Annotated in this window: 27 protein-coding genes and 1 pseudogene; 19 read left to right on the top strand and 9 right to left on the bottom strand. The window is 55.1% G+C overall.

What is annotated here, in order from left to right; genetic code table 11:
- Window positions 1–328: 328 nt before the first annotated feature.
- The 3 genes from DVH23_RS20045 to DVH23_RS20035 all read left to right on the top strand — a co-directional run bounded on the left by DVH23_RS20045 (window position 329) and on the right by DVH23_RS20035 (window position 2003).
- Window positions 329–940, top strand: coding sequence for a TetR/AcrR family transcriptional regulator (locus DVH23_RS20045; RefSeq protein ID WP_114579163.1), 612 nt, complete (start codon window positions 329–331; stop codon window positions 938–940).
- Between the two features lie 148 nt (window positions 941–1088).
- Window positions 1089–1565: a methyltransferase domain-containing protein gene (locus DVH23_RS20040; protein WP_232833850.1), complete on the top strand. Its 477-nt coding sequence runs from the start codon at window positions 1089–1091 to the stop codon at window positions 1563–1565.
- 234 nt (window positions 1566–1799) lie between these two features.
- Window positions 1800–2003, top strand: a complete 204-nt coding sequence (locus tag DVH23_RS20035; protein ID WP_114579161.1) for a hypothetical protein — start codon at window positions 1800–1802, stop codon at window positions 2001–2003.
- A gap of 153 nt (window positions 2004–2156) precedes the next feature.
- On the opposite strand, the gene DVH23_RS20030 is transcribed toward DVH23_RS20035, so the two are convergent.
- Both DVH23_RS20030 and DVH23_RS20025 read right to left on the bottom strand, forming a co-directional pair.
- Window positions 2157–2915, bottom strand: a complete 759-nt coding sequence (locus DVH23_RS20030; RefSeq protein ID WP_114579160.1) for a TrkA C-terminal domain-containing protein — start codon at window positions 2913–2915, stop codon at window positions 2157–2159.
- 137 nt (window positions 2916–3052) lie between these two features.
- Complete coding sequence (locus tag DVH23_RS20025) at window positions 3053–3220, bottom strand: DUF1931 domain-containing protein (protein WP_114579159.1); 168 nt, start codon at window positions 3218–3220, stop codon at window positions 3053–3055.
- Window positions 3221–3396: 176 nt separating this feature from the next.
- Here DVH23_RS20025 and DVH23_RS20020 point away from each other — a divergent pair, with 176 nt between their 5' ends.
- Both DVH23_RS20020 and DVH23_RS20015 read left to right on the top strand, forming a co-directional pair.
- Window positions 3397–3753, top strand: a complete 357-nt coding sequence (locus DVH23_RS20020) for a DUF6788 family protein (RefSeq protein ID WP_114579158.1) — start codon at window positions 3397–3399, stop codon at window positions 3751–3753.
- 3 nt (window positions 3754–3756) lie between these two features.
- Window positions 3757–5559: an MBL fold metallo-hydrolase gene (locus DVH23_RS20015; protein ID WP_198668025.1), complete on the top strand. Its 1803-nt coding sequence runs from the start codon at window positions 3757–3759 to the stop codon at window positions 5557–5559.
- A 300-nt stretch (window positions 5560–5859) separates the two neighbouring features.
- On the opposite strand, the gene DVH23_RS20010 is transcribed toward DVH23_RS20015, so the two are convergent.
- Window positions 5860–6741 carry a methyl-accepting chemotaxis protein gene (locus tag DVH23_RS20010; RefSeq protein ID WP_114579157.1) on the bottom strand — a complete coding sequence of 294 codons (882 nt, stop codon included), beginning with the start codon at window positions 6739–6741 and terminating at the stop codon, window positions 5860–5862.
- Between the two features lie 1561 nt (window positions 6742–8302).
- Here DVH23_RS20010 and DVH23_RS20005 point away from each other — a divergent pair.
- Window positions 8303–8575 (top strand): phage repressor protein, encoded by a 273-nt coding sequence (locus tag DVH23_RS20005; protein WP_114579156.1) that lies wholly within the window; start codon window positions 8303–8305, stop codon window positions 8573–8575.
- Window positions 8576–8786: 211 nt separating this feature from the next.
- Here the strand turns inward: DVH23_RS20005 and DVH23_RS24740 are convergent, their stop codons facing one another.
- Window positions 8787–9140 carry a transcriptional regulator FilR1 domain-containing protein gene (locus DVH23_RS24740; protein WP_232833849.1) on the bottom strand — a complete coding sequence of 118 codons (354 nt, stop codon included), beginning with the start codon at window positions 9138–9140 and terminating at the stop codon, window positions 8787–8789.
- An 886-nt stretch (window positions 9141–10026) separates the two neighbouring features.
- Here DVH23_RS24740 and DVH23_RS25325 point away from each other — a divergent pair.
- Entirely contained in the window at window positions 10027–10260 is a 234-nt protein-coding gene (locus DVH23_RS25325; protein WP_114579169.1) for a cytochrome P450, read from the top strand.
- A 160-nt stretch (window positions 10261–10420) separates the two neighbouring features.
- Here DVH23_RS25325 and DVH23_RS19990 read toward each other — a convergent pair whose 3' ends face one another.
- Window positions 10421–11266: a geranylgeranylglycerol-phosphate geranylgeranyltransferase gene (locus tag DVH23_RS19990; RefSeq protein ID WP_114579155.1), complete on the bottom strand. Its 846-nt coding sequence runs from the start codon at window positions 11264–11266 to the stop codon at window positions 10421–10423.
- A 105-nt stretch (window positions 11267–11371) separates the two neighbouring features.
- On the opposite strand from DVH23_RS19990, the gene DVH23_RS19985 reads away from it, so the two are divergent.
- From DVH23_RS19985 to DVH23_RS19975, 3 genes are all read left to right on the top strand, one after another.
- Window positions 11372–12130 carry a heptaprenylglyceryl phosphate synthase gene (locus DVH23_RS19985; RefSeq protein WP_114579154.1) on the top strand — a complete coding sequence of 253 codons (759 nt, stop codon included), beginning with the start codon at window positions 11372–11374 and terminating at the stop codon, window positions 12128–12130.
- Between the two features lie 128 nt (window positions 12131–12258).
- Complete coding sequence (locus tag DVH23_RS19980; protein ID WP_114579153.1) at window positions 12259–12534, top strand: helix-turn-helix transcriptional regulator; 276 nt, start codon at window positions 12259–12261, stop codon at window positions 12532–12534.
- A 93-nt stretch (window positions 12535–12627) separates the two neighbouring features.
- Window positions 12628–12933 (top strand): hypothetical protein, encoded by a 306-nt coding sequence (locus tag DVH23_RS19975; protein ID WP_114579168.1) that lies wholly within the window; start codon window positions 12628–12630, stop codon window positions 12931–12933.
- A gap of 688 nt (window positions 12934–13621) precedes the next feature.
- On the opposite strand, the gene DVH23_RS19970 is transcribed toward DVH23_RS19975, so the two are convergent.
- The 3 genes from DVH23_RS19970 to DVH23_RS19960 all read right to left on the bottom strand — a co-directional run bounded on the left by DVH23_RS19970 (window position 13622) and on the right by DVH23_RS19960 (window position 16696).
- A complete protein-coding gene (locus DVH23_RS19970; protein WP_114579152.1) occupies window positions 13622–14821 on the bottom strand; it encodes a Cdc6/Cdc18 family protein in 1200 nt (399 codons plus the stop codon).
- A 760-nt stretch (window positions 14822–15581) separates the two neighbouring features.
- The gene (locus DVH23_RS19965) at window positions 15582–15878 is read right to left on the bottom strand and encodes a hypothetical protein (RefSeq protein WP_114579167.1); all 297 of its coding nucleotides are present in this window, start codon (window positions 15876–15878) and stop codon (window positions 15582–15584) included.
- A 149-nt stretch (window positions 15879–16027) separates the two neighbouring features.
- Entirely contained in the window at window positions 16028–16696 is a 669-nt protein-coding gene (locus DVH23_RS19960) for a hypothetical protein (RefSeq protein WP_114579151.1), read from the bottom strand.
- Window positions 16697–16807: 111 nt separating this feature from the next.
- Here DVH23_RS19960 and DVH23_RS19955 point away from each other — a divergent pair, with 111 nt between their 5' ends.
- From DVH23_RS19955 to DVH23_RS19915, 9 genes are all read left to right on the top strand, one after another.
- Window positions 16808–17200 carry a helix-turn-helix domain-containing protein gene (locus DVH23_RS19955; RefSeq protein ID WP_114579150.1) on the top strand — a complete coding sequence of 131 codons (393 nt, stop codon included), beginning with the start codon at window positions 16808–16810 and terminating at the stop codon, window positions 17198–17200.
- 136 nt (window positions 17201–17336) lie between these two features.
- A complete protein-coding gene (locus DVH23_RS19950) occupies window positions 17337–18770 on the top strand; it encodes a DEAD/DEAH box helicase (RefSeq protein ID WP_114579149.1) in 1434 nt (477 codons plus the stop codon).
- The gene (locus tag DVH23_RS19945) at window positions 18757–20130 is read left to right on the top strand and encodes a DUF790 family protein (protein ID WP_114579148.1); all 1374 of its coding nucleotides are present in this window, start codon (window positions 18757–18759) and stop codon (window positions 20128–20130) included. The genes DVH23_RS19950 and DVH23_RS19945 overlap by 14 nt, the downstream gene beginning before the upstream one ends.
- Before the next feature lie 158 nt (window positions 20131–20288).
- Window positions 20289–20978 carry an SOS response-associated peptidase gene (locus tag DVH23_RS19940; protein WP_114579147.1) on the top strand — a complete coding sequence of 230 codons (690 nt, stop codon included), beginning with the start codon at window positions 20289–20291 and terminating at the stop codon, window positions 20976–20978.
- Between the two features lie 69 nt (window positions 20979–21047).
- On the top strand, window positions 21048–22076 hold the full coding sequence (locus DVH23_RS19935; protein WP_114579146.1) for a Cdc6/Cdc18 family protein: 1029 nt from the start codon (window positions 21048–21050) through the stop codon (window positions 22074–22076).
- Between the two features lie 112 nt (window positions 22077–22188).
- Window positions 22189–22899, top strand: coding sequence for a hypothetical protein (locus DVH23_RS19930; RefSeq protein WP_114579145.1), 711 nt, complete (start codon window positions 22189–22191; stop codon window positions 22897–22899).
- On the top strand, window positions 22886–23173 hold the full coding sequence (locus DVH23_RS19925) for a hypothetical protein (protein WP_114579144.1): 288 nt from the start codon (window positions 22886–22888) through the stop codon (window positions 23171–23173). The genes DVH23_RS19930 and DVH23_RS19925 overlap by 14 nt, the downstream gene beginning before the upstream one ends.
- A 7-nt stretch (window positions 23174–23180) precedes the next feature.
- Complete coding sequence (locus DVH23_RS19920; RefSeq protein WP_114579143.1) at window positions 23181–25280, top strand: type B DNA-directed DNA polymerase; 2100 nt, start codon at window positions 23181–23183, stop codon at window positions 25278–25280.
- 140 nt (window positions 25281–25420) lie between these two features.
- Window positions 25421–25702 (top strand): helix-turn-helix transcriptional regulator, encoded by a 282-nt coding sequence (locus DVH23_RS19915; protein ID WP_114579142.1) that lies wholly within the window; start codon window positions 25421–25423, stop codon window positions 25700–25702.
- Between the two features lie 419 nt (window positions 25703–26121).
- Here the strand turns inward: DVH23_RS19915 and DVH23_RS19910 are convergent.
- Window positions 26122–26245, bottom strand: a pseudogene (locus tag DVH23_RS19910) (IS1595 family transposase); the annotation flags it as partial.

Here is a 26245-nt window from a genome sequence, read left to right as displayed (position 1 = left end):
AGTGGTAACCTATCAGTTTGAAGTCATACTGTTGCTATTATATACAGATATTGGAATAGAATAAATCGCGCGTTTACTCATTGAGCGTTCTGGAACAGATGAAGACGGACGAATATTTGTCGAATACTTTTCTCCTGATCAGACACCATACGTCACCCACGCGTAAGGAGCATAAACCATTTTCCATTTGGAAAATGGAACTCGCAGTGGTACACTCAAATTAGAATACATCGTATAATCAATGACGGTTCGTCAAGGTATTAGTATATGGGAAAGCACGAACTACTCAAGAGGCATCAACCCATAGCTACGTACAATCAGTTACACGATGGCATCCCACCCGCCCGAATCGATTCCAGAAGAAACCTACGCAGACCTTGTCCAGGCGACACTTGCTGCGTTAGCGAAAAAGGGGTATGCGAATCTCCGAGTCCGTGACATCGACGCTGAATCGAACAAGAGTCGGCAACTCATCAATCACTATTTCAGTGGTAAGGATGAGTTGGTTACGGAGACGCTATCAGTTCTCATCGAAGCCGTCAAAGAAGAGTTGGACAGTTCCAGCCACGGCGACCCAACAAAGAAACTAAACGAGGAAATCGACCGTGCATTACTCGGGACTCAAGAGGACGATGAAGAGTTTTGGACCACCACAGCTGCGCTTTACGAACTACAGTCGCAAGCGCAGCACAACCCGCACCACCGAGAGATGTTCAACGAGTTCCTTGACTTGCAGGTTAATCACTTCAGTACGATAATACAGGAAGGGATCAATCAGGGAGTGTTCGACGAAGTTGACCCGGATCGAATGGCGAACGCAATCGATGACCTCATCGTCGGGGCGACAATCAAAAAAATCCACCTCGGTCGGGATGATGCCCCTCTCGAAACACGAGAGATGATTGACGAACTCGTTATGTCGAAACTGGACCCGAGGTAGTGGATGTCGTACACCGAAACACCTTGGTTTGAGCAGTAAAACCGGTTCCGCGCGTTTCTAGGCCATACGTCCAGAGGTCGGCTAGGTTGATTCGTCATACACAGCTCCCGGCATAATTTCGATTCCGGTATTGATTTCAATCTCAGCCGTGCATGAGCAATCTATCTGCCTGACTTCTGTTAAAGGCGATATCACAGCCCTCCCGTTTGCCGACGAGAGATTCGATGTCGCGTCCTCGGAGGCGGCGTTCCAGATGATCGAAGACCTCGAGCAAGCGCTCCGTGAGGTTCATCGAATCCTCCGAGATGGTGGCGTATTCGTCTTCAGCGTGCCCCATCCGATCTACGAAATGTTCGATACCGATACGGGGACCATCGACGGTGACTACTTCGATACTGGGCCACGGGAAATCACGATCGATGAAGAGTATGACTCAAATATGATTGTGTTCGATCGACCGATCGCGGATCTACATACCGCATTTCTCGATTCAGGGTTCGAGGTTCAACGGGTCATTGAACACAGACGCCACGAGGTCGAACAGAACGATCCAGCAGATAGCGATCTTCCTGAATTGTTGTGGCGAGTCCCACAGAGCGTCCGCTTTTGGACAGTCGCGCGATGATCAGAACCAATTTGCAACAAGCGCCACTCCCGGTATCGAACCACTCTATTCAGCACGCCGGTCTTGATAGCTACTAGTAGAGTTGGTTACTTCCCGTTATCTACTCGCCCTGTACGTAAGGAGAGGTGCCCCGATCGCCGTGATCCGACTGCCGGGTTACATCCGGGTGCAAGTCTAACGGAGTGGTATTCTTCGAGGAAAGAATTATACATCAATTACGAGTTATATTTTAACATGGAAACGGAATTAGTGGAGTCACGTGGAGCAAGTCGGCTCAAAACGGCTGCAGCGACGTTACTCATCATTGCTGCACTGATGGCCTTTCTCTTCGTCGCCAGAGGGCAAGAGGGTGGTTCGGTCATGAGCATCGATAGATGGGTGCTGACGGGGTCAGGGTTCCTGATAGCTGGCGTGCTCATCATGTGGGAAAACCTCTAACCGAATCTATCCCGAACCCGGTGCGTGAACTGGTATCTGACCACTGCTATACTCACGCTCTGATGTAACGCGAAGATCAGCCGCCCCGGTCGTGAAAAAATAGTTTCCACGAGTTGGGCTTACCTGGATAATCCGATCGTTACATCGAGGTGCTTACTGATCGATGATGTGTTCTTGCTCGGTGAGGATGTTTTCATGTTGATCACGTGCCTCCTCGTGTGCCTCAACATCCCCTTCGTCTCGGTCTGCGAGTTCCTGTAATCGATCTTCTTTCCCATAGAGGACAACGGTATCTTCCGGTTGAATCTCCGTATCAGGACCGGGGGCACCGATATAGTCACCATTTCGCTCGATTCCGAGCAGGATCACCCCTTCCTCAGAGAGATCCAATCCGCTGGCTGTATCGTTTGCCAGCCATTCATCTTCGTTGATCTCGACTTCGGCGACGCGATATTCACTCTGAAGACCGAGTACCTTCGTGTAATCGTGGATGGCAAGATCCGTCGTTTGGTCAAGTACCCGTTCGATAACTGGCGTCAATGCTCGGTTCAATAGTTGGCTACGAGCGAGAAGAACAATCCCGACAACGCCACCGATAACATAGGTGAGGGTAAGAACGTTCTCGCCTTCGGCGTTGATGAACGAGAGAAGGACCGACGCAAGCGCACTCACAACTCCGATACTTCCGAGTCGGATGAGCCAGATGACAATCGTTCGTCTGCTCGGCTCCGAGACCGTAAACTCCGCTTCTTCGGTCGTGTACCCCGCTCCCGAAAACGCCGATGCTGCCTGAAATGTGGCCACGTCCGGTGAGAGACCAGTCATTCGAAGTGCAATCGCTCCGATCCGAACCACGAGTAGAGCGAAGGCAAAGATGATGAAAACGGACAGGATTTGATTGGTCGCTACCATGAGATGGTGTTCTACAGAGAATTGTAAAAGGACGCGGTCACCATTCAACGGGATCGCTATCTTGGCAGCCTGGATGTAACAGCTGTTTCAGGCCCGCGTCCAGTCAAAAAAGAAGCCTGGTTCCTCTGATCGACTGTCTACAGATCGCGGGCCTGGACGGTTCGCCGGTCGTTATCTTCGGCCCGCTGGGCAGCATCTTCGAGCAACTCCGCGACCTCCTCGTCGAGGGCATCGTAGAAATCCGCTGCCACGTTCTGGTCGTCGAGCTGGTCCTTCACTGCCGATTTAACGATGAGGTCTGCCATACGACACTCATCAGTACATACCTCTTCGAGAAGTAGTCTTCGGCTTTCTAGTATCCAAGACGGCGTCCAGACAGCCCTCAGTCGGCAATCACGGAACAAGCCGAAGAGGAGACACCTACATTGTTACCTTGTGCAACACACTTTTCGGGAAAGCGCCCCATTGTTGCACAAGGCCGATGACTCCACCCACCGCGCCGGCGTCACTTCCCGATTATATCGCCGACGGACTCCCGAAACAAGACGATGAGACCCTTCGCGACACACAGGAATACATCGATCAGCTGCTCGCCGATCGCGAACGGCGCCGAGAGGACCCCGTCACCGAAGATGAACTCCCTGATGACGTCGACGTCGTCGAGGAAGATTCGGACGGCACGGTCTACCACGAGTACCGGACCTGTGGCGACGATACCTGTCAGTGTATGAGCGGGGGCTCAAAACACGGTCCGTACGCGTATCGAGCATATCGCGACGGCGACACGGTTCGCAGAGAATATCTCGGCAAAGCCCCGGACACCAACACCACTGACTAACGAATGCCCATCAACACGGACCACCCCTGGCTGCCCGCCGAGACCGACGAGACCTTCGATCCACTCGATCACGCTGATGTCTCACCCGACGCAGAAACACCCCTCATCATCACCCCTCGTGGTGGCGCTCGGGAGGTCGGCCGAAGCTGCTATCAAGTCGACACCGAGCACGCCACGTATCTCGTCGATTGTGGCTTGAACCAAGGCACAGGTGACCAGTTCCCCGATGACCGTGGTCTCGGCCCTGAAGCCATCGACGCCGTCTTTCTCACCCATGCTCACATCGATCACTGCGGCGGCCTTCCCGTGTTCGAAGCCCGTGGCCTCCTCGAGGATGACGCCCCGATCGTCGCGACACCGCCAACCATTGACCTTGCCACGCTCCTCTTGCGAGACTCGCTGAAAATCCACCAGCATGAAACGACGCATCGCGATCGCCAATTCACGGAACGCGATGTCACTGCCGTCATCGACCGGTTCGAACCCGTCTCCTACGGCGGGGGCCTCGTCGCCGGCGTCGCCGACGTCCCCGAACAAGAGCCGCTCGTCTTTCGATTCGGGAACGCGGCCCACCTGCTGGGATCGGCCTGGCTCACGCTCCAGACGACCGGCCAAAAAGTCGTCTTCTCTGGCGACCTCGGTGGCCGTGCCGGACACTTGCCCTCGATCGAGACGCCACCGCAGGCCGATCTGCTCCTCTGTGAGTCCACGTATGGCGGAACCCACAGCCATACGTCGATCAACGATGCGCAAACGACCCTCTTCGAGGCGATCGAACAATCCGTCCGGGACGGATCCCCGGTATTGATCCCGACGTTCGCCGTCGGCCGTGCGCAGCTCCTGCAACTCGTGATCGGTGACCGACTGCACGAGTTTCCTGCTGAGCTACGACAGAAGATGCGCCTCGTCGTCGACGGGATGGCTCAAGAGGCGACCGAACTCTATCACGAATACGTCCAAGACGACACGGTCATGGACGACGCGATGGTGAATCGGGTCGTCGAAAGCGGGTACGAGACACCGTTTCAGCCTGATATCGCCGAATTCCCAGAGACAGATGCCGATCGACGAGCACTGCTTGAGGATGCTGGCGGAACCGGCACCGTCCCAATCGTTATCGCACCCTCGGGGATGCTGAGCGGAGGGAACTCACCACGCTATCTCACGGAGTTTGCGGCTCGATACGACCGTGCAACACTCCTCTTGACTGGATACCAGGCCTCTGGAACCCTCGGCCGAACCCTCCAAAATCAGATCAAGGCCGACGACGACGAACTTACGTATACGACCGAGGCAACGCCCTTCGGGACTGATTGGCCCACCTCGGAGACCGTCCAGTGGACGACGATCGACACCGACGACGGTCCCGACCGGGTGACTCGAGCGACGATTCCGGCCGACTGGCTCCAAACTGTCCATGGATTCAGCGGACACGCCGCCCAGAACGCCCTTCTCGAATACGCCCGGCAGGTGAGCCCGGAAACGATTGCACTGATCCACGGCCCCGAATACGCCCAAGCACAACTCGCCGAGCACTTCACTCGGAACGTCGAGAGTACATCTCAGGTGACACGGTCACGACTCCTCACGCCGATTCCACTCTCACGAGAGGGCACAGACGAACTCGCGACGCCGGTGCTGACACCGGAGCAGGTCGAAGGCACCTCGAGTGACGTTCGTGAGCAGGTTCGTCAGCTCCGCGAACACGTGGCCGCATTGAGCGAGGAACTCGCCACCGCCCGGAACGAATCCACGCTTTCGGAGGCAGACGTTCGAGCCATCGTTCGCGACGAACGCGAAGAATAGTCGATGCATCCGTGTTTGAAAGGCGAGCGACGAGACGGACGATCGATCAGCGAGGTATCCGACAGGAACCCATGAACGGTCCAGACCAGGAGACACTCTCACACCCGTTGTGAGAAGGTCCGAAAGCAACTGTCCAGACGCCAAGTTAGATTCTCCACCACTACTCCTGAAAGGGAGTGCTGTCTCCCATACCTGCAGCTAGCGGAGGAGGCAACGGCGACGGGTATCGTCGCCGACCAGAGACGTTCGTGATGGGTTTCCTGAGACGTTCTCCCTCTCGGGATGGTTGCAGCCGCTAAGTCACACCTCCGCGGCGTCGGACTGGGTCACAACGGGTGTGACGCCGTCCGAAACCTTCCCGTCGACGGTGAGCAGTCCGAGGTGGTGGTACCGAGTATCCAGCAATCCGTCGGCAGTCTCTCTGTCCATCGCGATGATCTCCGTCGACTCTTGCGTCGCGGAGACACGACGGTCAATGACATCGACGTCCGAACTACCGAGGCCAACCATCTCTTTCCAGACACGCTTGAGCGTCTGTGCGTGTGGTCGCTTTCCAAGGATCGCGGTCAGTGCCTCCTTGACGTTGTCTCGGGTCCAGAAGATACCGCTGCCGTTCGTGCGCTTCGTCGCGAACTCATCCCACCGCTTCATGAGCGACAGGGCGCGGAAGCGGTTCTTCCGCGGTGTGCCCCGATCGACGAGATGTGTTTTGACGCGGTGCTGGCGGCAGTTCGCAAGGAAATCGAGCGGACTGCTCGACGGCTCGACACCTCCGGGCAGTTCTTCTGAATCCTCGCGCTCGGCTGCGGTCCCACCAGTCTCAGCGATCGACTTCGCCTGATTGGCGTTGGCGTTCGCAGCCTTGGCAATCTCCTTGGTCTGCTCGAGCGTGTCGTCAGCCTCCTCGATCGAGTCGTCGACGTCGTTGAGCCGACTGGCGATCTCCTTGCGGTTGCGCTTGGCACGGTTCTGTTCGTGCTGGAGTTCGTCTACGCGCGCTTCGAGGCGATCGATTGTCCGGCCCTGTTGCTGAAGGAGTTCCCACATCTCTGCACGGGAGGGAAGCTCGTCGTCCTGGTCATCGCGATCAGCGTCGAGGCTTTCGAAGCCCAGGGCGACAGCGACGTCGTGTTCGGCGGGCGATTCTGCGTCGATTTCGTCCGGCTCTTGTCCGATTGGCATTGGTCTCTTGTCGGCAGGCGATTAGCAGACAGTGCTCTCCACGGTCCAGCGCGCTCTCAAGCGGGGGCGGCACTCCACGAAGGGTCGGGCCACGGCTCGTCGAGAGGCTATCAGGCACCGATCGAAGCGCGGTGAGGATGGATGTCGTGAACGGCTTCGTACCGCTCAGCGGGAGTGGCTCGAGATGGGGCTCTCCGTCTCGCCGGGCTCTACTCCCTGCTTCACCGCTCGTGCGCTCGCCTAGCTGTCGCTCTCGGGGTGGGTTCGTGGGCATTCACGCGCCTGAATTGAGCGCTGACGGTCGGCCACCGTCCTGCCAAAGACGCTAGCGATCCCCGGAGGAAGCCGCGCAACCAGAGTCAGTGCACCACTCGAGCGCGAGAGAGCGCTGCCACTATCTGGGGGGGAACGCTTTTGTTCTTTGGCCGAAAAGAAAGAGCTGTTCAGGGCTTCTCCCTTTCCGACGCAGTGGTTTTCCCGAGCGTTGCCTGTCGCGTTCTTAGTGCCTTGGTATGGTGGGTCGCTTCCGAGAGGTTCCCGTACAGCACCGTGTGGAAATACGGGTGTCACAGATCCCTTCTCGTGGATTCTGCATTCACATCGCACTTGCGGACGTGTTGGGGCCATTGTGTTCGAGGGACCCCTTTACCACACTTGGGACAGGGCCGTCGCTCGGACCCCCCGTTGTTGATCCCGTGGCAGATCTCACAGTACCGATCAGCTTCCTCGAGAGCGTGTGACAGCGGTACGAGACGGAATCCTCCGCCGGTTCCACAGACTGGCTCCCCACTGTCATCAACCGCATGACGGATGGTATCTCCCTTTGGATCAGCCCTCGGGAGCAGCGCGTAGTCGTCGCCGCCATCGGTTTGGTGGCAATCGTCTACGGAGGTTGTCAGTGAAGAGTGATCCGTCTCTGCATCGTTGTCTGATTGGCTGTCTGTCGGAAGGACAAAGCCTTTCTTTTGATGGGATGAACTGTTTGCTGGCGTCATGGTTGAAGGCCTCGACGACGGTCAATCTCAGACGCAACTGCTGCCGAGAGGTCCGTCGTCGAGTATGTCGATGTTCGAAATCGGTTCGTCTCGGAGGCGACCGCTCGGACATCCACAGACCGAACGACGCCCTCCGTCGGGGGCAGTCACCGCTCAAGGTACCAAGTTGAGGTGAGGTGACTGCACCCGATTCCGGAGTTCCGCCGCTCGAGGTGCGATGCCAGATCGGACTACTAACGAGTATAGCAGGGAACCACGCACTGCAGGCGCTATGAGGGTTCTGAGGCCGGTTTGATAGCCGTAACGGCCTTATTTGATTGGATCGTTGTGACATCTGTCGTTCCTCTTGGACGACACACAACGGGCGCGTGACGTCCCACCCAGTCGAACACCGCGCCCGTTTTTCCCACAGTGATCAATCGCCCGAGGCATATCGTTCGTTTGTATATCTCGATTGCTACACTTAACTTTATCCACGTACACGGATTCCTTCATCCGTGTACTAGTACGAGATGGTATTAGATCGGATATACTTTTGAGTGGTGACATGGACCTCTCTACAAGCGATGGTCCAGCGTGTAGAGTGGTTTGCAAAAAGCGACTATCCATTATTGTCTTTCTTCGAAGAGTACGATATCCAGATCTCTCCGAAGGTCGCTGGAGAGAACCTTGATTATCACCCTGGATACATCGGGAGACGACTCCGAGCCTTACGGGATGCCGGACTCCTCGATCAACACGACAATGGGCTCTACGAGCTCTCCGATCTCGGCCGAGAATTTCTTGATGGGGAGCTCTCCCAGGATGAGATCGAAGCCCTCGACCCTGACAGCGAGTAGCCCCTACTATCCTGTTTATGTATTTCATTTGTATCGGTAGTTATTTTAGACTATAACCAATTGCTGTGTGTAGTTCCATTCAGCCCACTCTCTGGTAGGATAATATCGTTACCGGGCTTTACATGTAAATTCATATGGACACTGTCAATTCTGAATCCGTCTTTTGAGGCTATAATCGTGTAGCGAATCCCCCCTATAGAAGCTTCAGACCCTATCTGTCGAGGGAACTTTCGTACAGGGAAAGATCGATATCAGAAACAGGATGCGACTTGTCGCGATACGATTCGTACAGATCGATTCCCCATTCAACGATACGGTCGTTCGTACTCACGACCATTACGATATGCTTTCCCCGCCCGTGTTCGTTGTACGCACCGATCGCGACCTTTCGGTCATCGTAGATTCCGATACCGAGCGTATGCGCATGGGTCAGGACTCGTGGGTCGTACGCCCCTCGGTACGAGTCGTCGGTCACTTGCCTTGTGTAATTACTCTCAGTGGCGTCGATGTAGGTCGGCAAATCGAGGATGACCTCTGCTCCAGAGTCGAATCCATGGTCCAGCATCCATTCATACCCATGGAAGAGGACAGGGTGATAAATCGAAGAGAGGGCCCTGAAATAGCTCGTCTTGACGTCGAAGAGGCGGAGTGCACTCCACAGAACTGTCGCTGGCCGGGCCGGATCTGAGACGATTAAATCGGCATCTGCGAGTTCCTGAACGGGTAATGTTGCATCTTGTGGCGGAAGTCGAAGAAACCAAATCGATTTCTCAATCAGTTGCTCAACTGCGGATACAAGCCTAGAGTACGCATGTAGAGCACGAGCCCCAGCTGACGAAATCCGGGGAGCGCCAGTCGTCTCGTTGCACCATTCGTGTTCCTCAAAGTTCGTCAGATTTCGCCTAAGAGTAGATCGAGATGGAGACGTTTCGATATTCGTTTGGAGATCACTCAATCGAGGCGATTGCCTCTCCAATGCTTGTAAAATACAAAATGCATGGCTTGAGCGGGTCAAATCCGATAACCCATCAATCGACATGACGTCTAAACACTCCTCGAGAGCCCGAAGGAATACGATACCACCACCAGTGAGTTCGAGTCCATTACTGTGGCTATTGACGAACCCACGGTCTCGAAGAATCGCGAAATGAGAAGAAGCTGCCTGACGTGATATCCCTGCTCGGTTGGCAGCGGTCGTTTGCGCAACGGGACTGGAGAGATCTTTCAGGGCTCGTAGCAGCGAGAGGCGTGCTGTATCTATCGTTCCATTGATAACGTCCCGTATCACGAGTTCCTCATTTGTTAGAGGATTCGTTACCGTACCCGTGTTCATAGTCATGGTATCACTGTCGACACCATCTGTTGTATCGATCTAAATAATATAATTATTGGATCTTCCTGTTCGTAATTTCCATCCTGTATAGAACTGATATCAGTCTTTCGGCGTATTTATCTATTTTTTATCTGATACAACGCAATGTCTCATCGCCCGAAGATACCAGATTCCATCTGATGCACAGGTCCATCTTTCGGGGATCGCAGTTCATCGTGACGAGCGAATATATAACAACCCACAATCACTACAGCTAAATCAATGGGCAGGCGGGCTTGATGAAGACCTTCACGAGTATGCGTACATTCCATTCAGTCGGGCCGACGATTTGCGGAGATGGAAGCCGCATTAGTGCTCGCGACAATCGGTCAACAGTGGAACCTGGAGTGGACGTCTGCGGATTCAACAATCACGTTGGAACCAGGGAGCACGACCCAGACAAAGAGTGGCCTACCGATGCGACTGCAGAGCCGATCCTGAGCTCAACAAATGGAAGGGAGCCGTATCCTGTTCTACGCTGTAAGTTGGCCACCTACAAACGCTGCTGCGGCAATGAACATGCCATACTTGAGCAGCGATTGGCCTCTTGCTGGATCAGAGAAACTCAACACGCCAGCATAGAGTGCCAGTACAACCGCTGGTGCGACAAAGACGAGATACAGTATCCCAAACGTCCCCAGCAGGTACGGGACGGGGCTCACTCCGACCATGAGGACTAAAATTCCCATTGCGAGAAGGAGCGACGGCCGCTCGCCAATCGCGATCGGGAGTGTATTCAACCCCTCTTCTCGATCACCGTCGACGTCTTCGACGTCTTTGATGATTTCACGCGAAACTGTCGAGAATGATGCCAACAGAAACAGGATGATAGCGGGACTACTTAGCTGGTTAACTGCCGCTGCACCAAAGAGAAACGTACTCCCACCGAGGTACGCCACTAAGGCGTTGCCCACTCCAGGTAATCCCTTAAAAAATTCAGTATAGGTCACTAATGCAACGAGATTTACTATTGCGATGAGGATCGCTGCCAGCGGTAGCAAAAGTGCGAGCCCAGCAGCTGTGGCGAAGAGTATACTACCGAAGAGAAGTGCTGTTCGTGGAGTGATTGCACCTCGTGGAATTGGGCGCTCAGGATTGTTGAGGCGATCGATTTCTCGATCGAAATAGTCGTTGACCGTGTTTCCACCTGCTGTCGTCAAGATCGTCACGACCACCGCGATGGTGATTGAGATCCCAGATGCAGTGATATCACTTCCTTGAACAACGAACCCGCCGATAAACGTCAAAATCCCGGCGACAATAGCATTCCCAGGCCTAGTGATCTCCACTAACCCACGGGCCTGCTCACTAAACGACACAGAGCGCACTTCCAAACCCACTATCAAAAGCAATACGAAATCTGAGGAGATTGGAATTTTGCGGAATCGGAGGGACCTTGCGTTTCTATCTCACCACTTGTTCACATGAGTATCGACTGGGAGCCAATCAGCCACATCACGAAGATCGATCCGGCTGAGGAGTTGCCTCTAGACATCGAATGCCTGAGGCAGACTGATCTCATCATCGTTGGAGGATCTGATGGGGTGACCAGAGAGAATATGCATCGAACTATTCAGCAGGTCCAGGAAGCCGCTCCGGATGTGACGCTCCTCCAAGAGCCGTATAACTTGGATCACGTCTCGCTGGAGATCGCCGGATTAGTAGACTATATCTCGATTCCTGTTGTGTTTAACGGGGATCGAGCTCACTATCTCGAGAAACATGTTGATCTATTCACAGAGGTCTGTAGAAGACTCGAAGAGTCACCGGATTCGATCCTGCCGATCGAAGACACCACGGGTGGACAGCATGCTGATCTCGTCTCAGAAATTGCATCCATAGTTATCGGAGAAGGGTATGTGATCCAGAACGTTGATTCGACGGCAGCGACCGTAGCAGGGGTTGGATCCCCCTATTCCGCTGACCAAGTAGCGGGAGCAGCACTCGCGACCGAAGCCCTATACGGTTTTCCAGTGTTCTACCTCGAATATTCGGGGACGTATGGTGGCCCTGACGGCGTTTCGGCGGCAGCGCCCTATCTTGACGAAACGGCCCTCCTGTATGGCGGTGGGATTAAACGAGCCGCTCAGACCAAGGAAATACTCGACGCCGGTGCGGATGCAGTCGTTGTGGGGGACTGTTTCCACGATGCACCCGATCGGTATCTCCAGACAATCCCATGATGGTTAGGTAGTGGCTGAAGAAAGTTACATCTCTTGAGTAGTACTCTCTGCTTAGAAGACTGGTATGGGCTCCTGACAGCGGATTTGCTAGTACATAACAATACTTCGATAGTGGGATACCAAAGCTCATGCACGACCTCACCGGCTTCCAACGCGACCTCCTGTACGTCATCAGCGGATTTGACCAGCCCTCGGGTCAATCCGTCAAAGACGAACTCCAGGAGTACTACGAGACGGAGATAAATCACGGACGCCTCTACCCGAATCTCGATACGGTCGTCAACAAAGACCTCGTCGAGAAAGGTCAGCTCGATCGGCGAACGAACTACTATGCCATCACGGAAGCAGGGGAAGACGCGATTCAAGAACGGCGCCAGTGGGAAGAGCAGTACGTCGAGATGTGACGGACCCGCAGATTCATCTGTTCGATATGGTCCTCTCATTCAACTAATTTGTCAACAGGAAGCATTATGGTGGCGGGGTGGGCTCGTCGGAGCATGGCAACAAATACCAAACTGCCAAATCGAGTCACAATCATTGGTCGAGGAGTCCCATCAAACTATGAAATTAGCATCGATGGAACCATCGAGGAGATCGAAACCGAATCCCGTGAAGATGAGACCATCGTTTCTGGACAGGTAGCCGAAGGAGTAATCGAGACCGGCGTCCAGCGATTCCGCTTCTCCGGACAGATGGCAAACGTGCATCTCGTCGATTGGAACGGGACTCCAGCGCCAGAGTCGCCAAGTACACCGATTTTACATATCGATTACGGCGTCTCCGACCGGAACGACCACAGCTGACACCGACAGGTGCGTGGAGTAGGAGTGTTTATGACCCACCTCAGGTGAAATTACTCAGATTCGTCGTCGCTGACGATCCATTCTCCAGTAGAGGGTTCGTCGGTTGGGTCGTTCTCCGTTGCTAATCGCTCAAGAGGGATTGGCTGCTTCACATTGTCACCGGTCTGTTCGACGTCTTCTGGAGACAGATTACCCACAGTTTGACGTTGAAATATGGCATCTAGAGACAAGAGACTCTTCGCGAATCGATTGAGATCCGATCGGTGTCCGAGCCCATAGTAGAGCTCGTCGGACGTGTTTCCAATGAGCCCTTCTTCGTGGAGACGAGAATGGGTCGTAGAGTACTCCCTCGTGGAAGCTCCAGTTGCTTTCGAACCTCAGCCGGTGTGTAACCCAGGTCCGTGTTCTGGTAGAGGAGCTTGATGATTTTCGCCTTGTTTGTATCTGAACGAATGGTGATCTGGCCGTCAGAGTCGTGTTTTCGGAGGTCGATAGGCATCAAAGTAGTATGCGTTTTTACGCAATAGCTGTACTGGGAAAGTAGGAGTCAGATTTTCGCAACAGATTGAGTCCGCATAGGCCCTGCTGTATGGTTATTCCTTGGTTATAAGAGCCATTCAAGAAGACCAATAAGAAAGACAGGACAAGGAAGACATTCAACTGATTTAGAGTTATTTAGCGGGATAGCTTAATTCGATTTTTCGCACGCTGCAAGAATCACTTCAGGATCATCCACAAGTTGATTTTCCATGTAATTTCCTTTTCCTTTCCCTGCCCACTTGCGCTCCTGTTCAATAATAGAAAGAAATTCGAGTTCTGAGAGAATATCCCGAACTCGACGAAGTTTCAGGTGTGAAGACTCGTCTCGATCGCATAATCGTTTATAGAGATCAAACACTTCGGTCGTTTGAACAACGTCATTATTCCGATCAGGCTGTTGGGCCAACAACGCCATTGCCTCTAGAACTAATTTCGCATGACTGGGAGATTTAGAAATGAGTTCCGCAAGCCGATTCGTCTCTTCTCGCTCATGTGCTTGTTCGACACAAGAGCCCGTGACCGCTTCAAGACCTTTCTCTTCAGCAATCTCACCAGCAAATCGGAGAATGTCAATCGCCTTTCGAGCATCACCATGTTCTCGGGCAGATAGCGCAGCGACACGAGGAATTACTCCGTCTTCGAGAACATCGTCTTCGAATGCATCAGATCGTGAATTGAGAATTTCACGGATTTGGGTTGCATCATACGGTGGAAAGACATACTCACGCTCGCAGAGACTAGACTTGATCCGTTCATCAAGCGATTCTTTGTATCGGACTTTGTTCGAAATGCCGATCGTCCCAATAGTGCTCGAGGATAGTTTTCCTGACTCAACGGCTCGAGACAGTTGCATCAGAATATCGTCCGACTCGATCTTGTCGACCTCGTCGAGGATCACGAGTGCTGCGTCGAATCGGGCATCGATAATCTGCCACAGCCGTCGATAATATTCTGACGTACTTAATCCAGCATGAGGAATACTAATATCGGTATCATTCTGGTCATTAAGTTGATGACCGATCGACTGGACGGCCTGCGTTTCTGTAGATTCTTGGAGACAATCAACATAAGCAACCCCGACCTGAACGTCATTCCCCGCTGCTCGAGAAATTGCTTGGTTCGTGATGAACTTTGAACATAGCGATTTTCCAGTTCCCGTTTTCCCATATACAAGCACATTGTTAGGGGTATTACCCGTGATCGCCGGCTGGATTGCGTTCGCAAGGTTCGTGAGTTCTTCCTCACGGCCAATGATCCGATCACTATCTGGGAGATGAGATACTTGAAGAAGGTCCTTATTCTGGAAAATTTTGTTTTCTAGTGTGAAATAGTCGTGATCGTTTGTCATTCTCTTAGAGAATGGATCAAGTGAGAAGGACTTAAATCTTTGGACCCTAGTGCCGCTGTATATGGCTGAATGTTGAGCGTAGACTCGCTCTATCTGTGTTTCTCTACCCAAACCTGCCGCTGTATGGGGAGTGCAACACACCACGTTTCCGCTGTAACAAATACACGAGGAGTGGAATGAAACCCGTGGCGACCCCTTGGTGCCGCTGTATGCCAGACGTCAGACGAGTTGCCACCAGGCGATTCCGCAGTCCGGAGTGCCGCTGTATGGAGATAAATCCTTCCGGAACGAGCCAATCCCAGTTGGTTGAGACCCCTCAGTGCCGCTGTATAGAGACACACACACCCCGGAGTGCCGCTGTATAGTCTGGGAGATGATTCGACGAGAACGAGAGGTGACTCTCAAGAAATCAAAAGAAGGCCCAATAACAAGAGGGAAGCTGTAACACCAAGGAAGGAGCGGTTCTGGTGCATGATTCGATTGCGTTCGACGTATCGATGCGATGCGTTCGATACGTTTAGTGGTCGGTAACACAGCCATCATATTTATATCTATGGTTTCGTTTGTTATTCTAATCATCGCTATCTGACCAAAATATTTGGAGGTTTCCGGCAACTATCGGAATATGGTCTCTTGAGGGTTTCTGTACCGTCTATACAGCGGCAACGAGGGGTGTGTCTGCTTTTGGCCACCTCATAGTCGCATCTCAAGTGCCAAATCTGGGGGTTTGGAAATGATATCCGCCAACTTTCCAATGCAGCTATGAAAAACTGTCCACAGCTGCGAGGAGTTCTTCTACGAACCCTGCGAGAATCGTCTCATGATCATCAGCACTTCCTCCTGCCGGAGGTTCCCATAGCTCGACATCGATGGCCTGAGCTGTCGTTGCAGAGCCTTCTGTCGCGGTGACCATGAGAATCGCTTGCTGATAGATGACGACCGTTCGATCCTCGTCTACGTCAAGAAACTCGATTGCAGCTGATTCAAGCGCAGCACGAAGGTTGAGTGGTTCATCAAGAGAGTAATGATGATTTAGAGCCTCGTCATCGCCGGTCATGCTGTGTACTTCTTTCTGTGGGTACAAATGCTTGATCGTCGTTCCTGTCCTGAAAATAACCACTCATCAAACCCGTCATAATAACAAATCCTCTTTCAACCGGTCCTGCGATGAGAAGTCTCTCATCCAACTTCATGCCGAGGATGATATCAATCGAGCCGACTAAGCGATCCGTAGAGTTCCTCGTTCTGAATATGCGTACAAAACTGTGCGCACAGCCGACAGCAGTCCCCTGCATCAGTGAAGGTCCGAACGCTAGCGTCCCATCGAGCATGGACCGATCTGAGCATTGCGCTTCGAACGGACGGTTCTGCCGCGACCATCATTCGTCGCGATCGATCGGGTGGAGTTGCCTCGGCTGCTGGCCCTTGCATCTCATCCGCTGACAGCAGATCCTCGAGAACACTCCCGATCTCGATCCCGACTCCGAGATTATCACCGACTTGTGGAGCAAGAAAAATCGTCGCGTTACTTGCCTGCGCGAACGCAATACTCTGCGTTGCGGCATCCATCTCGTCGAGTGAGATCCCGACGTCGATCGCGAGGAATGCATTGAACCCACGGTCGCGAAGACAGTCACGCGTCTCCTGAAGAAGCCGTAATACTTCATCCTCGGCGTAATCGCCACTGGTCTCGTTCCATGTAGCAAATGACGGGACATCAGGTTCCCTCTCTGTATCGGTTGGCAGCAACGTCTCGACGTCGAACGTCCGGTATGGCCCCATCAGATAGACGAGAAATTCTTCGCGCTGAACCGGCTCAAGCGCTTCCGAGTCACCGATCGTTTGAGGGAGCTGTTCGATGAGTCGTTCCCGCATTCGTCTGAATAGTTTATAGACATCCTTTATAAATACTGGCGATATCAGGATATTTCGAGTGGAGAACGACTAAGTACGTGCCACTCCACTCCTCGACTGAGGCAACCTCATATGTCCGAAACTGACCACCGCTCCACGGACAAGGTTCGCCAGCCCGAGCCGCCACTCCCTGAAGACAGTGGATTGACGCTCGAGGAGTATCTCGCGATGCAGCAGGCGATCGGTCATCCAACGCGCTTCCATATCCTGCGAACGCTAGTGGTCAACGACGAGTTGAGCACGACCGATCTGAAAGCTGCGATCGACGTCGAGGCCCACAACTTCCATTACCATCTCGATGATCTCGTCGATGTCGGGTTGGTCGATAAGCGCCAGCGGCGGACGGCTGACGGTCAGGGGTTCTATACGTACTATCGACCGACTGCGATGGGACGCGGAATTCTGGACCACGGCGTCGAGGAACTCATGCGTCGCGAACGCGAGTTCAACGACGCCTATTCATGAACTGATGACCGTTGGGCGGAGCCCGGAGCGATTCGAACCGTGCGTTACTCCGGTTGTGGAAACGTATGACTGAGCCTGCTCACCCTCTCGATAGGTAAGGTATTCCCTCTCCCCCAATAACGGACTCACAGACGCGATGAAACTCGAATTCGACGACGGGACACTCCTCCTTTGTGGGGCCACCGAAACGGTCCCGTATGCGGAGTGGGATGACCGCGTCGATGAGTACCGCGCTCAAGCGTATCGGTATCGGGCGCTACTCGAATGGGCTGGAACGTGGACCGAGACCAGTGACCGGGAAGTTGGTGACGCTGACCAGCGAACACTACAGCAGGGGTTCGAGCAGTCAATTGAGGACGCTGCCCGTAGCTATCCCGATCTTGACCTCACACCCGCCCTCCACATCGAACCTCGTGACTACCAGCAGGCCGCTCTCGATGCGTGGATCGACCACGGACGACAGGGCAGCGTCGTTCTTCCGACGGGGAGCGGGAAGACCTTCCTTGGTCTCCAAGCGATCGCTGACGCTGGTGTTAGCGCACTCGTCGTGACACCAACGATCGATCTGATGAACCAGTGGCACGCCACGCTCACGAACGCCTTCGGCGACCAACTCGTAGAGCCGATCGGCGTTCTGGGTGGTGGCAGCCATGACGTCACTTCGATTACGGTCACTACCTACGACAGCGCCTACCGCTACATCAACGAGTACGGCGATCAATTCGGCTTACTCGTCGTCGACGAGGAACACCACCTCCCCGCTCCGACATACCAGCTAATTCCTGAGATGACGATCGCGCCGTATCGTCTCGGACTGACCGCCACTTACGAGCGCCCGGACGGCAAACACGAACTCTTAGAAGATCTCATCGGGCCGGTCGTCTACCAGGAGGACGTCGACGAACTCGCCGGCGAGTACCTCAGCGAGTACGAGACGATCCACATGTCGGTTGAGCTCACGGCCGACGAACGCGAGCAGTACGACGAAGAGTACCAGCTCTATCGCGACTACGTCGACAGCCACGAGTTCGACCTCTGGAAAGAAGAGGGCTATGCGGAGTTCCTCAAGCGGACCTCTTATGACCCGCAGGGTCGGCGGGCACTCGTCGCCAAACAACGAGCCGAACGACTCGCCCGTACGGCGGAGAAGAAACTCGACACGCTCGATACGCTGATCAAGCGCCATCACGACGACCGCGCGATCATCTTCACTGCCAATAACGACTTCGCCTACGACATCTCTCAGGAGTTCATCGTTCCCTGCATCACCCATCAGACGGACACGGAGGAACGCACGGAGATTCTCGAGCGATTCCGCACTGGAGAGTACTCGATGCTGGTGACCTCACAAGTTCTCGATGAGGGAATCGACGTCCCCGCGGCGAACGTCGGGATCATCCTCTCGGGGAGTGCCTCGAAACGTCAGTATGCTCAGCGGCTTGGACGGATTCTCCGACCGACGGACGAGCGCCAGCCGGCACGCCTCTATGAGATCATCGCCGAGGAGACGATGGAGACGTACGTCTCCCAACGCCGCCGTGAGGGGGTGACGGCCAGTGTTGACAGCTGATCTCGCTCGCTCGCGCACGACCGATGAGGAGGTGACGCCACTATTCATCGACCCCGAGGACGGTCGCTACCGGCAAACCGCCCGGGAGCTCATCCAGTTGTTCGAGGCGCATCTCGACGAACCGAAAGGCGATCTCGAGGACGCGATCGACGAACTGACCGTCGAAGATACCGATTACAAGATCGTTCAGGGCCTGGCGAAGCTCTTGAAAGACGAGTGTGAGTTCGAGATCGTCGCCCCGGCTGATCCACGAGAGATTCGTCGGCACCTATTCGAGAGAGCTAACGACCGGTATCCGATCGTTCGCCAGCCAACGCTTGGTGAGGACACTCAGAAGTTGGAAGTGTACAGTGGGATCGCCGATGAATTGGGAATCTCGCTTGAAGCGTGCTATCAGGGGATGTACGCCGACCTCGAGGACAACAAACGACTCGTCAAGATCGGGACACGGACCGCTGAGCAGTACGCGAGTAATGACGACGGAGAGACATCGACGTCGACGACCGCGCTAACCGGCAGTAGCGACGAGGAGTACGAACGGACGGACCTCACGGTTGACTGGTTGCTGACTCGGTATAATCTCGCGCTCGCCCAGGCGGTGCTCTACGATGCGACAGAGATGCGCGTTCGCGTGTGGGATCACTTCGGGACAGTGTTCAGCTACGTGAAGCTGTTCGGGCTGATGCACCGGATCTATCCGATCGACACCGATGGCAAACGCGTTGAGAGTACTGATCAGGCTGCAGGGTACGAAGCCGTGCTCGATGGCCCGGCATCGCTGTTTTCGCAATCCCAGAAGTACGGCATCCGGATGGCGAACTTCCTCCCGGCACTCCCACTCTGTGATCGGTGGGAGATGACTGCCGAGATCCCCATCGACGAAACGCTCGACGGGACTCGAGAACTCACGCTGGACGATACTGAAGGTCTGGATTCGCATTACAGCGCCGGAGAGCACTTCGATAGCGACGTCGAACGAACGCTCGCCCAGAAGTGGGAGCGGGCGACGACGGACTGGGAGTTAGTGCGCGAGGATGATGTGTTCGACCTCGGTGCAGAGGTGATGATCCCTGACTTCGCGATCGAACATCCGGACGGTCGCCGGGTTATTCTCGAGGTCGTCGGGTTCTGGACGCCAGAGTACCTGGAGTCGAAGCTAGAGAAGATTCGGCAAGTGGAGGCTGACAATTTCGTGCTCGCTGTCTCCGAGCGACTGGACTGCGCGAGCGAGGACTTCGGAAGCGCTGCTGATCGCGTGTTGTGGTTCAAGACTGGAATTCACGTTTATGACGTGGTTGAGTTGGCTGAGACGTATGCACGAGAGTCTGGACCATCAGCTCCTACGGAGATGGATACCTGAAGGAACAGCCGCATCACTTGACCTCTCTCGCTATCAAGGAGCATCGGTATCCCACCCTTGTGCAACAAAACTCCTCCCCGATCAAAGGAACGTTGCACAAGGTCCATTGTTGGTTGCCTAGATGCATCTTGATGCCTTTGGCTCGCGACTAGCGTCATATGTGTGGACGAAACTCGCTCTTCATCCCCGCTACGGACCTCGAGGATCGATTCGGTGCCAAGATCGCCACAGGCCGTGAGTATACATATCGCTACAATATCGCCCCCGGTGACAGACTGGAGGTCATCACCAACGATGCACCCGATGCGATCGATCAGTACCACTGGGGACTGATCCCAGAGTGGGCAGACGACCCCGACGACGGCCTCATCAATGCGAGATCGGAAACCGCCGATGAGAAACGGACGTTTCGAGATGCGTGGGAGTCGCGGCCGTGTCTCGTTCTCTCCTCTGGGTTCTACGAATGGCACGCTCGAAACGGTGGTCCGAAACAACCGTATCGGATCTTTCGCGAAGACGGGCCGGCGTTCGCGATGGCCGGGCTATGGGACGAGTGGGAACATGGAAGCGAGACACGCTCCTGTGTCACGATCCTGACGACCGAACCGAACGACCTCATGGAATCGATCCATGACCGAATGCCCGTCGTCCTTCCGAAAGATTCTGAATCCGAGTGGCTGTCGGCCGACCCAGACACGCGGAAAGACCTCTGTCAGCCATACCCTGAGAACGACCTCGATGCGTACGAGATCTCAACGCGAGTCAACAACCCCACCAATGACGAGCCGTCCGTAATCGAGCCGCTCGACCACGACCAAACGGGACTCGGTGAGTTCTCGTCTTCGTAGAGAGTCTTTCGGAAATTTCGGAAATCACCCGCCACCGTTTATCACCCCTCCCACTGAACGGGTCGTGATGTGATCACCGACGCTCGGGTCTTCCAAGATGAATTCGTCCCCGAGACCGTCGTGAATCGGAACGCCGAACTCAACCGGCTCTCGGGGATCATCGAACCCGTCCTCCACGATGATCCTTCCGAAACCGCCTGCCTGTTCGGCCCGACGGGTGTCGGGAAAACCTGTTGTGCCCAGTACGCCCTCGAGGATCTTCGAGAGACAACGTTCGACGTCGAGACGGCCTACATCAACTGCTGGCACAACTACAACAGCTATCGAGTACTCTATCGGCTTCTCGACGAACTCAACCAGACGCTCGACGTTCACCGCCAGTCCACTCCCCGGGATGAACTCTACGAACGGCTTCGGAACGCGGATACCCATCCATACGTCGTCATCCTCGACGAGGTCGACCAACTCGAGGACCAGGACGTCCTCTACGACCTGTACGCGCTGCCCCACCTATCGATGATCCTCATCGCGAACGACGAACAGGAGCTCTTCACCGGCCTCGACGACCGCCTCTACAGTCGTCTCCGTGGGAGCGAGTGTGTCGAGTTCGAGCGGTACGGCATGGACGAACTCGTGAGTATCCTCGAACAACGCGTCCAGCGCGGGCTCAACGACGAGACGCTGGACCGAACCCATCTCGAGCAGGTGGCTGACGCGGCCGCCGGCGACGCACGAGTCGCGATCGGTATCTTGCGGACGGCCGTCCGACAGGCATCCCGCGATGGCGCGACCCAGCTTTCAAGCGAGGATATCGACGAGGCGATCCCCAAAGCACGAACGGAGCTCCATCGAAAAACGATCGATCAGCTCATCGAAGATCAGCAACTCCTCTATGAGATCATCGCCGACCATGGTGAGATCACGCCAGGGACCCTCTACGAGGCCTATGAGGCCCAGCGCGAGGCACCGAAGTCCCGTCGGATGCTTCGCAATTATCTCTCGAAGATGGAACACTACAACATCATCGAGGCCGACGGCCAGAAACGGAGTCGGGTCTATCGGGTTTCGGAAACCGATTTCGGAAACACCGATTCCTAACCCCAGAAACGCCAGACTGAACCGCGATTGCTGACCCTCAAGAGAGCGTTTCGGAACCGCCGGAAACCCCACGCCGGCGCTTATCCTGAACTCTCGTGATTGCTGGAGTGAGATGTCCGATCACACACGTTCGAATCGACCGAACCGGATCCCCGAACTCCCGACACTCGAATCGGGACTGCAACTCCTTGAGGTCGATGGCGAGCCGAGAGGCCCGCTGCATACCCTCGTCGTCGATCAGATCCTCACGAGTCAGAGCTCGGCCTACTGGGTCGACACCGGTGGCCATGCGACGACACAGCCGCTCGCGCGGATCGCGCCCGATCCCCGGGTCCTCGACCGGATACAGGTCGCACGTGGATTCACGCCGTTCCAGCACTACACACTCATCGATGAGCTCGGCCGCGAAATCGGCGAAGAGACTGCACTGATCGTCGCCCCCGCGTTGGATGCGTTCTACCGCGAGGACGATCTCCGCCAGGACGAAGGCGAAGCGATGCTCGTTCGGGTGCTCGCGATGCTCGCTCGATGTGGCCGTGAACACGATATCCCAATTCTCGTAACTCGGAGTCGCGATGATGAGTTCGCGGCGCCGGTCGAGGCGAGTGCCGCGATGACGATCGAATGCCAGTCAACGACCCAGGGCCCCCGGTTCGTCGCCGACGAGTTCGAGACGCTCGTGTATCCAGCCTCACACGGCCAGCTCCAGACGACACTCGCGTTCTGGCACTGGATCATCGACGCTCGCGAGCCGCTATACGAGCAGGCTCCGGGACCTGTCGCTCCATCCAGCCCGGAGGTGGTCGTCGATGGGGCGAACTAACGCGACGTATCGGGATACGCTGCGAGCACTCGAAGAACAGTGGGCAGACTACCGGCGAGGGCTTCGCCGTGACGAGCAAGAGCAGTTCGATTGCCTCTTCGAGCATGCACGGAGCCACGCGGATGCGAGCGGCTATCTGAACCATCCCGAGCCGATGTACGCACTCCTGGTCTCAATCGCCCTCGAGCAGGAAGCACAACTTGAGGAGCTCTCTGCTCGAATCGAGACGCTCGAGTCGGGGGTCGATGGTAGGAACGACGGAACCGAGAGGTGACCGCTTGATGCCGTTCAAAATCGACTACATCGATGGAACCGTCTACTCGTGGACAACCGATGCGGACGGTGCCTCGTATACGATCCACGACGACTACACACCCTCGCTGTACGCGATCGCCGATGCGGACTCCGAGGCGACACTCGAAACTCTTCGCGGGAATCTTGAGCATCATCCCGCTGTTATAGAAATGGCTCTCGAACAGTGGCGACCAGGCTTTCGCCACGATCACGAAGACGTCCTTCGGATCGACGTCGACCGGATCGACGCTGTCCGAACCGTCGCCTCGTTCATTCGCGATCGTGGACAACCTGGCGCCTACCGCTGTTTCAACGTCGATTTTTCGCGCGAGTTTCGCTACTGTCTCGAGACCGGTGTCGATCCGACGCCGGCCTCGGAACTCTCGACGCTCGAGATCGACGTCGAACCCCCACAGCTAGCGGAGCCGCCGATTACCGAGCTCGCGGTCGACGGTGACTCACTTTCGGGCTCACCGGAGGCGATCCTCCAGGCGGTTCAGAACCGCCTCGAGACCGTTAATCCGGATGCCCTGATCCTTTCTTCAGCGGAGTTGATTCCGACGCTCAGTGCCAGTGCTGGTGAGTCCAACATTGATTTTCAGTGGGGACGGTTGCAGGGCTGGCAGCGCCTCGCTGGTCGCTCAACCTACGAGAGCTACGGGAATACGGGTCACTCGCCGGCACGATACAATGTGCCCGGCAGGGCGATCATCGATCGGTCGAATACGTTTTTCTACGACCAATCGGGCCTCGATGGCTGCGTCGACCTCGTCTTGCGGTCGCGAAAGCCCCTCCAGGAACTCTCGTGGGCGTCGATCGGTAACGTGCTCACGGCGATTCAGATCTGTGAAGCTCGCGAGAGGGATGTGCTGGTCCCCTGGAACTCGTGGCGCCACGAGTTCTTCAAATCGATGCGGACGCTCCATGACGCCGATCGTGGCGGCTATACGTTCTCACCAGAAGTCGGCTTTCATGAAGACGTGCACGAGCTCGACTTCTCAAGCCTATATCCCAATATCATCTGTACGTATAACATCAGCCCGGAGACGATCCGATGTGAGTGCCACGGTGATCGGAAGGACGTCCCTGGGCTCGACTATGCGATCTGTGACGAGCCAGGCTACCTCCCTGATGTTCTTCAACCGTTGATCGACGATCGCGACGAGATCAAAGCCGAGATTGAGGCCACAGACAACGAAGATCGCGAAGCTCGACTCCGGAGTCGCTCGAGTGCAATCAAGTGGATCTTAGTGTCCTGTTTCGGCTACCAGGGCTTCAGTAACGCCAAATTCGGTCGTATCGAGTGCCATGAGGCGATTAACGCCTACGCTCGCGAGATCCTGCTCGATACGAAGGCAGTCTTCGAGCAGCATGGATGGCACCTTCTTCACGGCATCGTCGATAGCATCTGGGTGACACCGATCGAAGGCGAGTCACAGACGCCACTGGAGGACCTCGCGAGGCATGTTTCCGAGGAGGTCGGCATCCGATTGGAGTATGAATCTGAGTTCGACTGGGTGGCGTTCGTCCCGCTTGCGGATAGCGACGAAGGCGCACTCACGAAGTATTTCGGGAAACGGAGCGACGGGGAGTACAAATATCGCGGGATTGCGTGCCGACAGCGGAGTACGCCCGAGTGGATTGCCTCGATGCAACAAGAATTCATTCAGACGCTCGACGCCCAGCGGACGCCAGAGGCGATCTGTTCACACCTCCAGCAAGCGCTGGGTGACCTTCGCTCCGGGGCGGTCGATCCAACGGAGCTGCTCATCACGAATCGAGCGTCAAAGCGACTGGGTGATTATCAGCAGTCGACGCGGACGGTCGCTGCGCTGGAACGGGCGACGGAGGCAGGCTTCAACCCACAGCCAGGCCAGGACGTCTCGTATGTGGTCGTCGACGACGAAAAGCACTCTCGGGATCGGATCCAACTGGAATACGAAAACCTCGATCGCTATGACCAGAACTTCTATGCGGAGATGCTGATCGATGCCGCGGAGACGGTCTGTGCCCCGCTTGGCTGGCGCCGTGATCGGATTGACCGATACCTCGCTGATCGAATCAATGGCTCTCTCCAAAACTACTGACACCGGTTCTCTTTGGGATTGGATAGCTTCCGATGGGAGCAAACAGACGCCACAGTGGACGTGGCGCCTATTCGCTCGATTCACAGAATTCATAGATATACTCCCAAACAGTTAACTTGAGTTGGATATTAGAGATCGGCATGTACGACTTGACCGGCTTCCAGCGTGATCTCCTGTACGTTGCGGCTGGGTTGGACGAACCCCACGGCCTCGCGATCAAAGACGAACTCGAGAAGTACTACGAGAAAGAGATCCACCACGGACGGCTCTACCCGAATCTTGATACGATCGTCGACAAGGGGCTTCTCGAGAAAGGCGAGAAAGACCGACGGACGAACGTCTATTCGGTCACTCGTCGCGGACGACGTGAAATCGAAGATCGGCGCAACTGGGAATCCCAGTACGTTGAGGATATCCTCTAACGAATCCGATCTCCTCCTCCTGCTCAGGATACAACTCACATCTTGCCTTGTGCAACAGGAGTCCCCAATTTCAAAGGAGCGTTGCACAAGGTTCGAGAGCACCGCTTGACCCAGACCTGATTTAAGGTTCGTAGCAGGATCATCTTGTTCGGCTAGACTTCAAGCGATAATTTCGGTACGAGTGAGGCTGAACCTCGCGTTACTTTGGGCTGCAAATCTTACAGCAGAGGTGGCGCCAGATGGAGGACCGTTGAGAATTGAAATAATTGCGTGATTAGTATAATTACTTTGAATAGAGGAAGAGATGTCTATAATGGGAGAAGATGAGCCCACTGGTGAGGCAGAGCGAGAACTCTGGGATAGAATCCTTACGACTGCCCCAGAGGAGGAGTTTCGGGAGTTCGTAATTGATCAATCGCTCATCTCGATACATCGTAACACAGTAATTTCTCAAACCAGTCATCCGGTGAGTTGAGTTTCAGTGCGAGGAAGCCGAGGTATTTCTGGAGGTGGTGCTTCGAGACGCCCCTGAACTTCGCCAGC

This window comes from Saliphagus sp. LR7 (assembly GCF_003344565.1).
GTDB classification, from domain to species: Archaea; Halobacteriota; Halobacteria; order Halobacteriales; family Natrialbaceae; genus Saliphagus; species Saliphagus infecundisoli.
The sequence above is the reverse complement of the archived record's forward strand: the minus strand, read 5'-3'. Positions and strand labels throughout refer to the sequence as shown.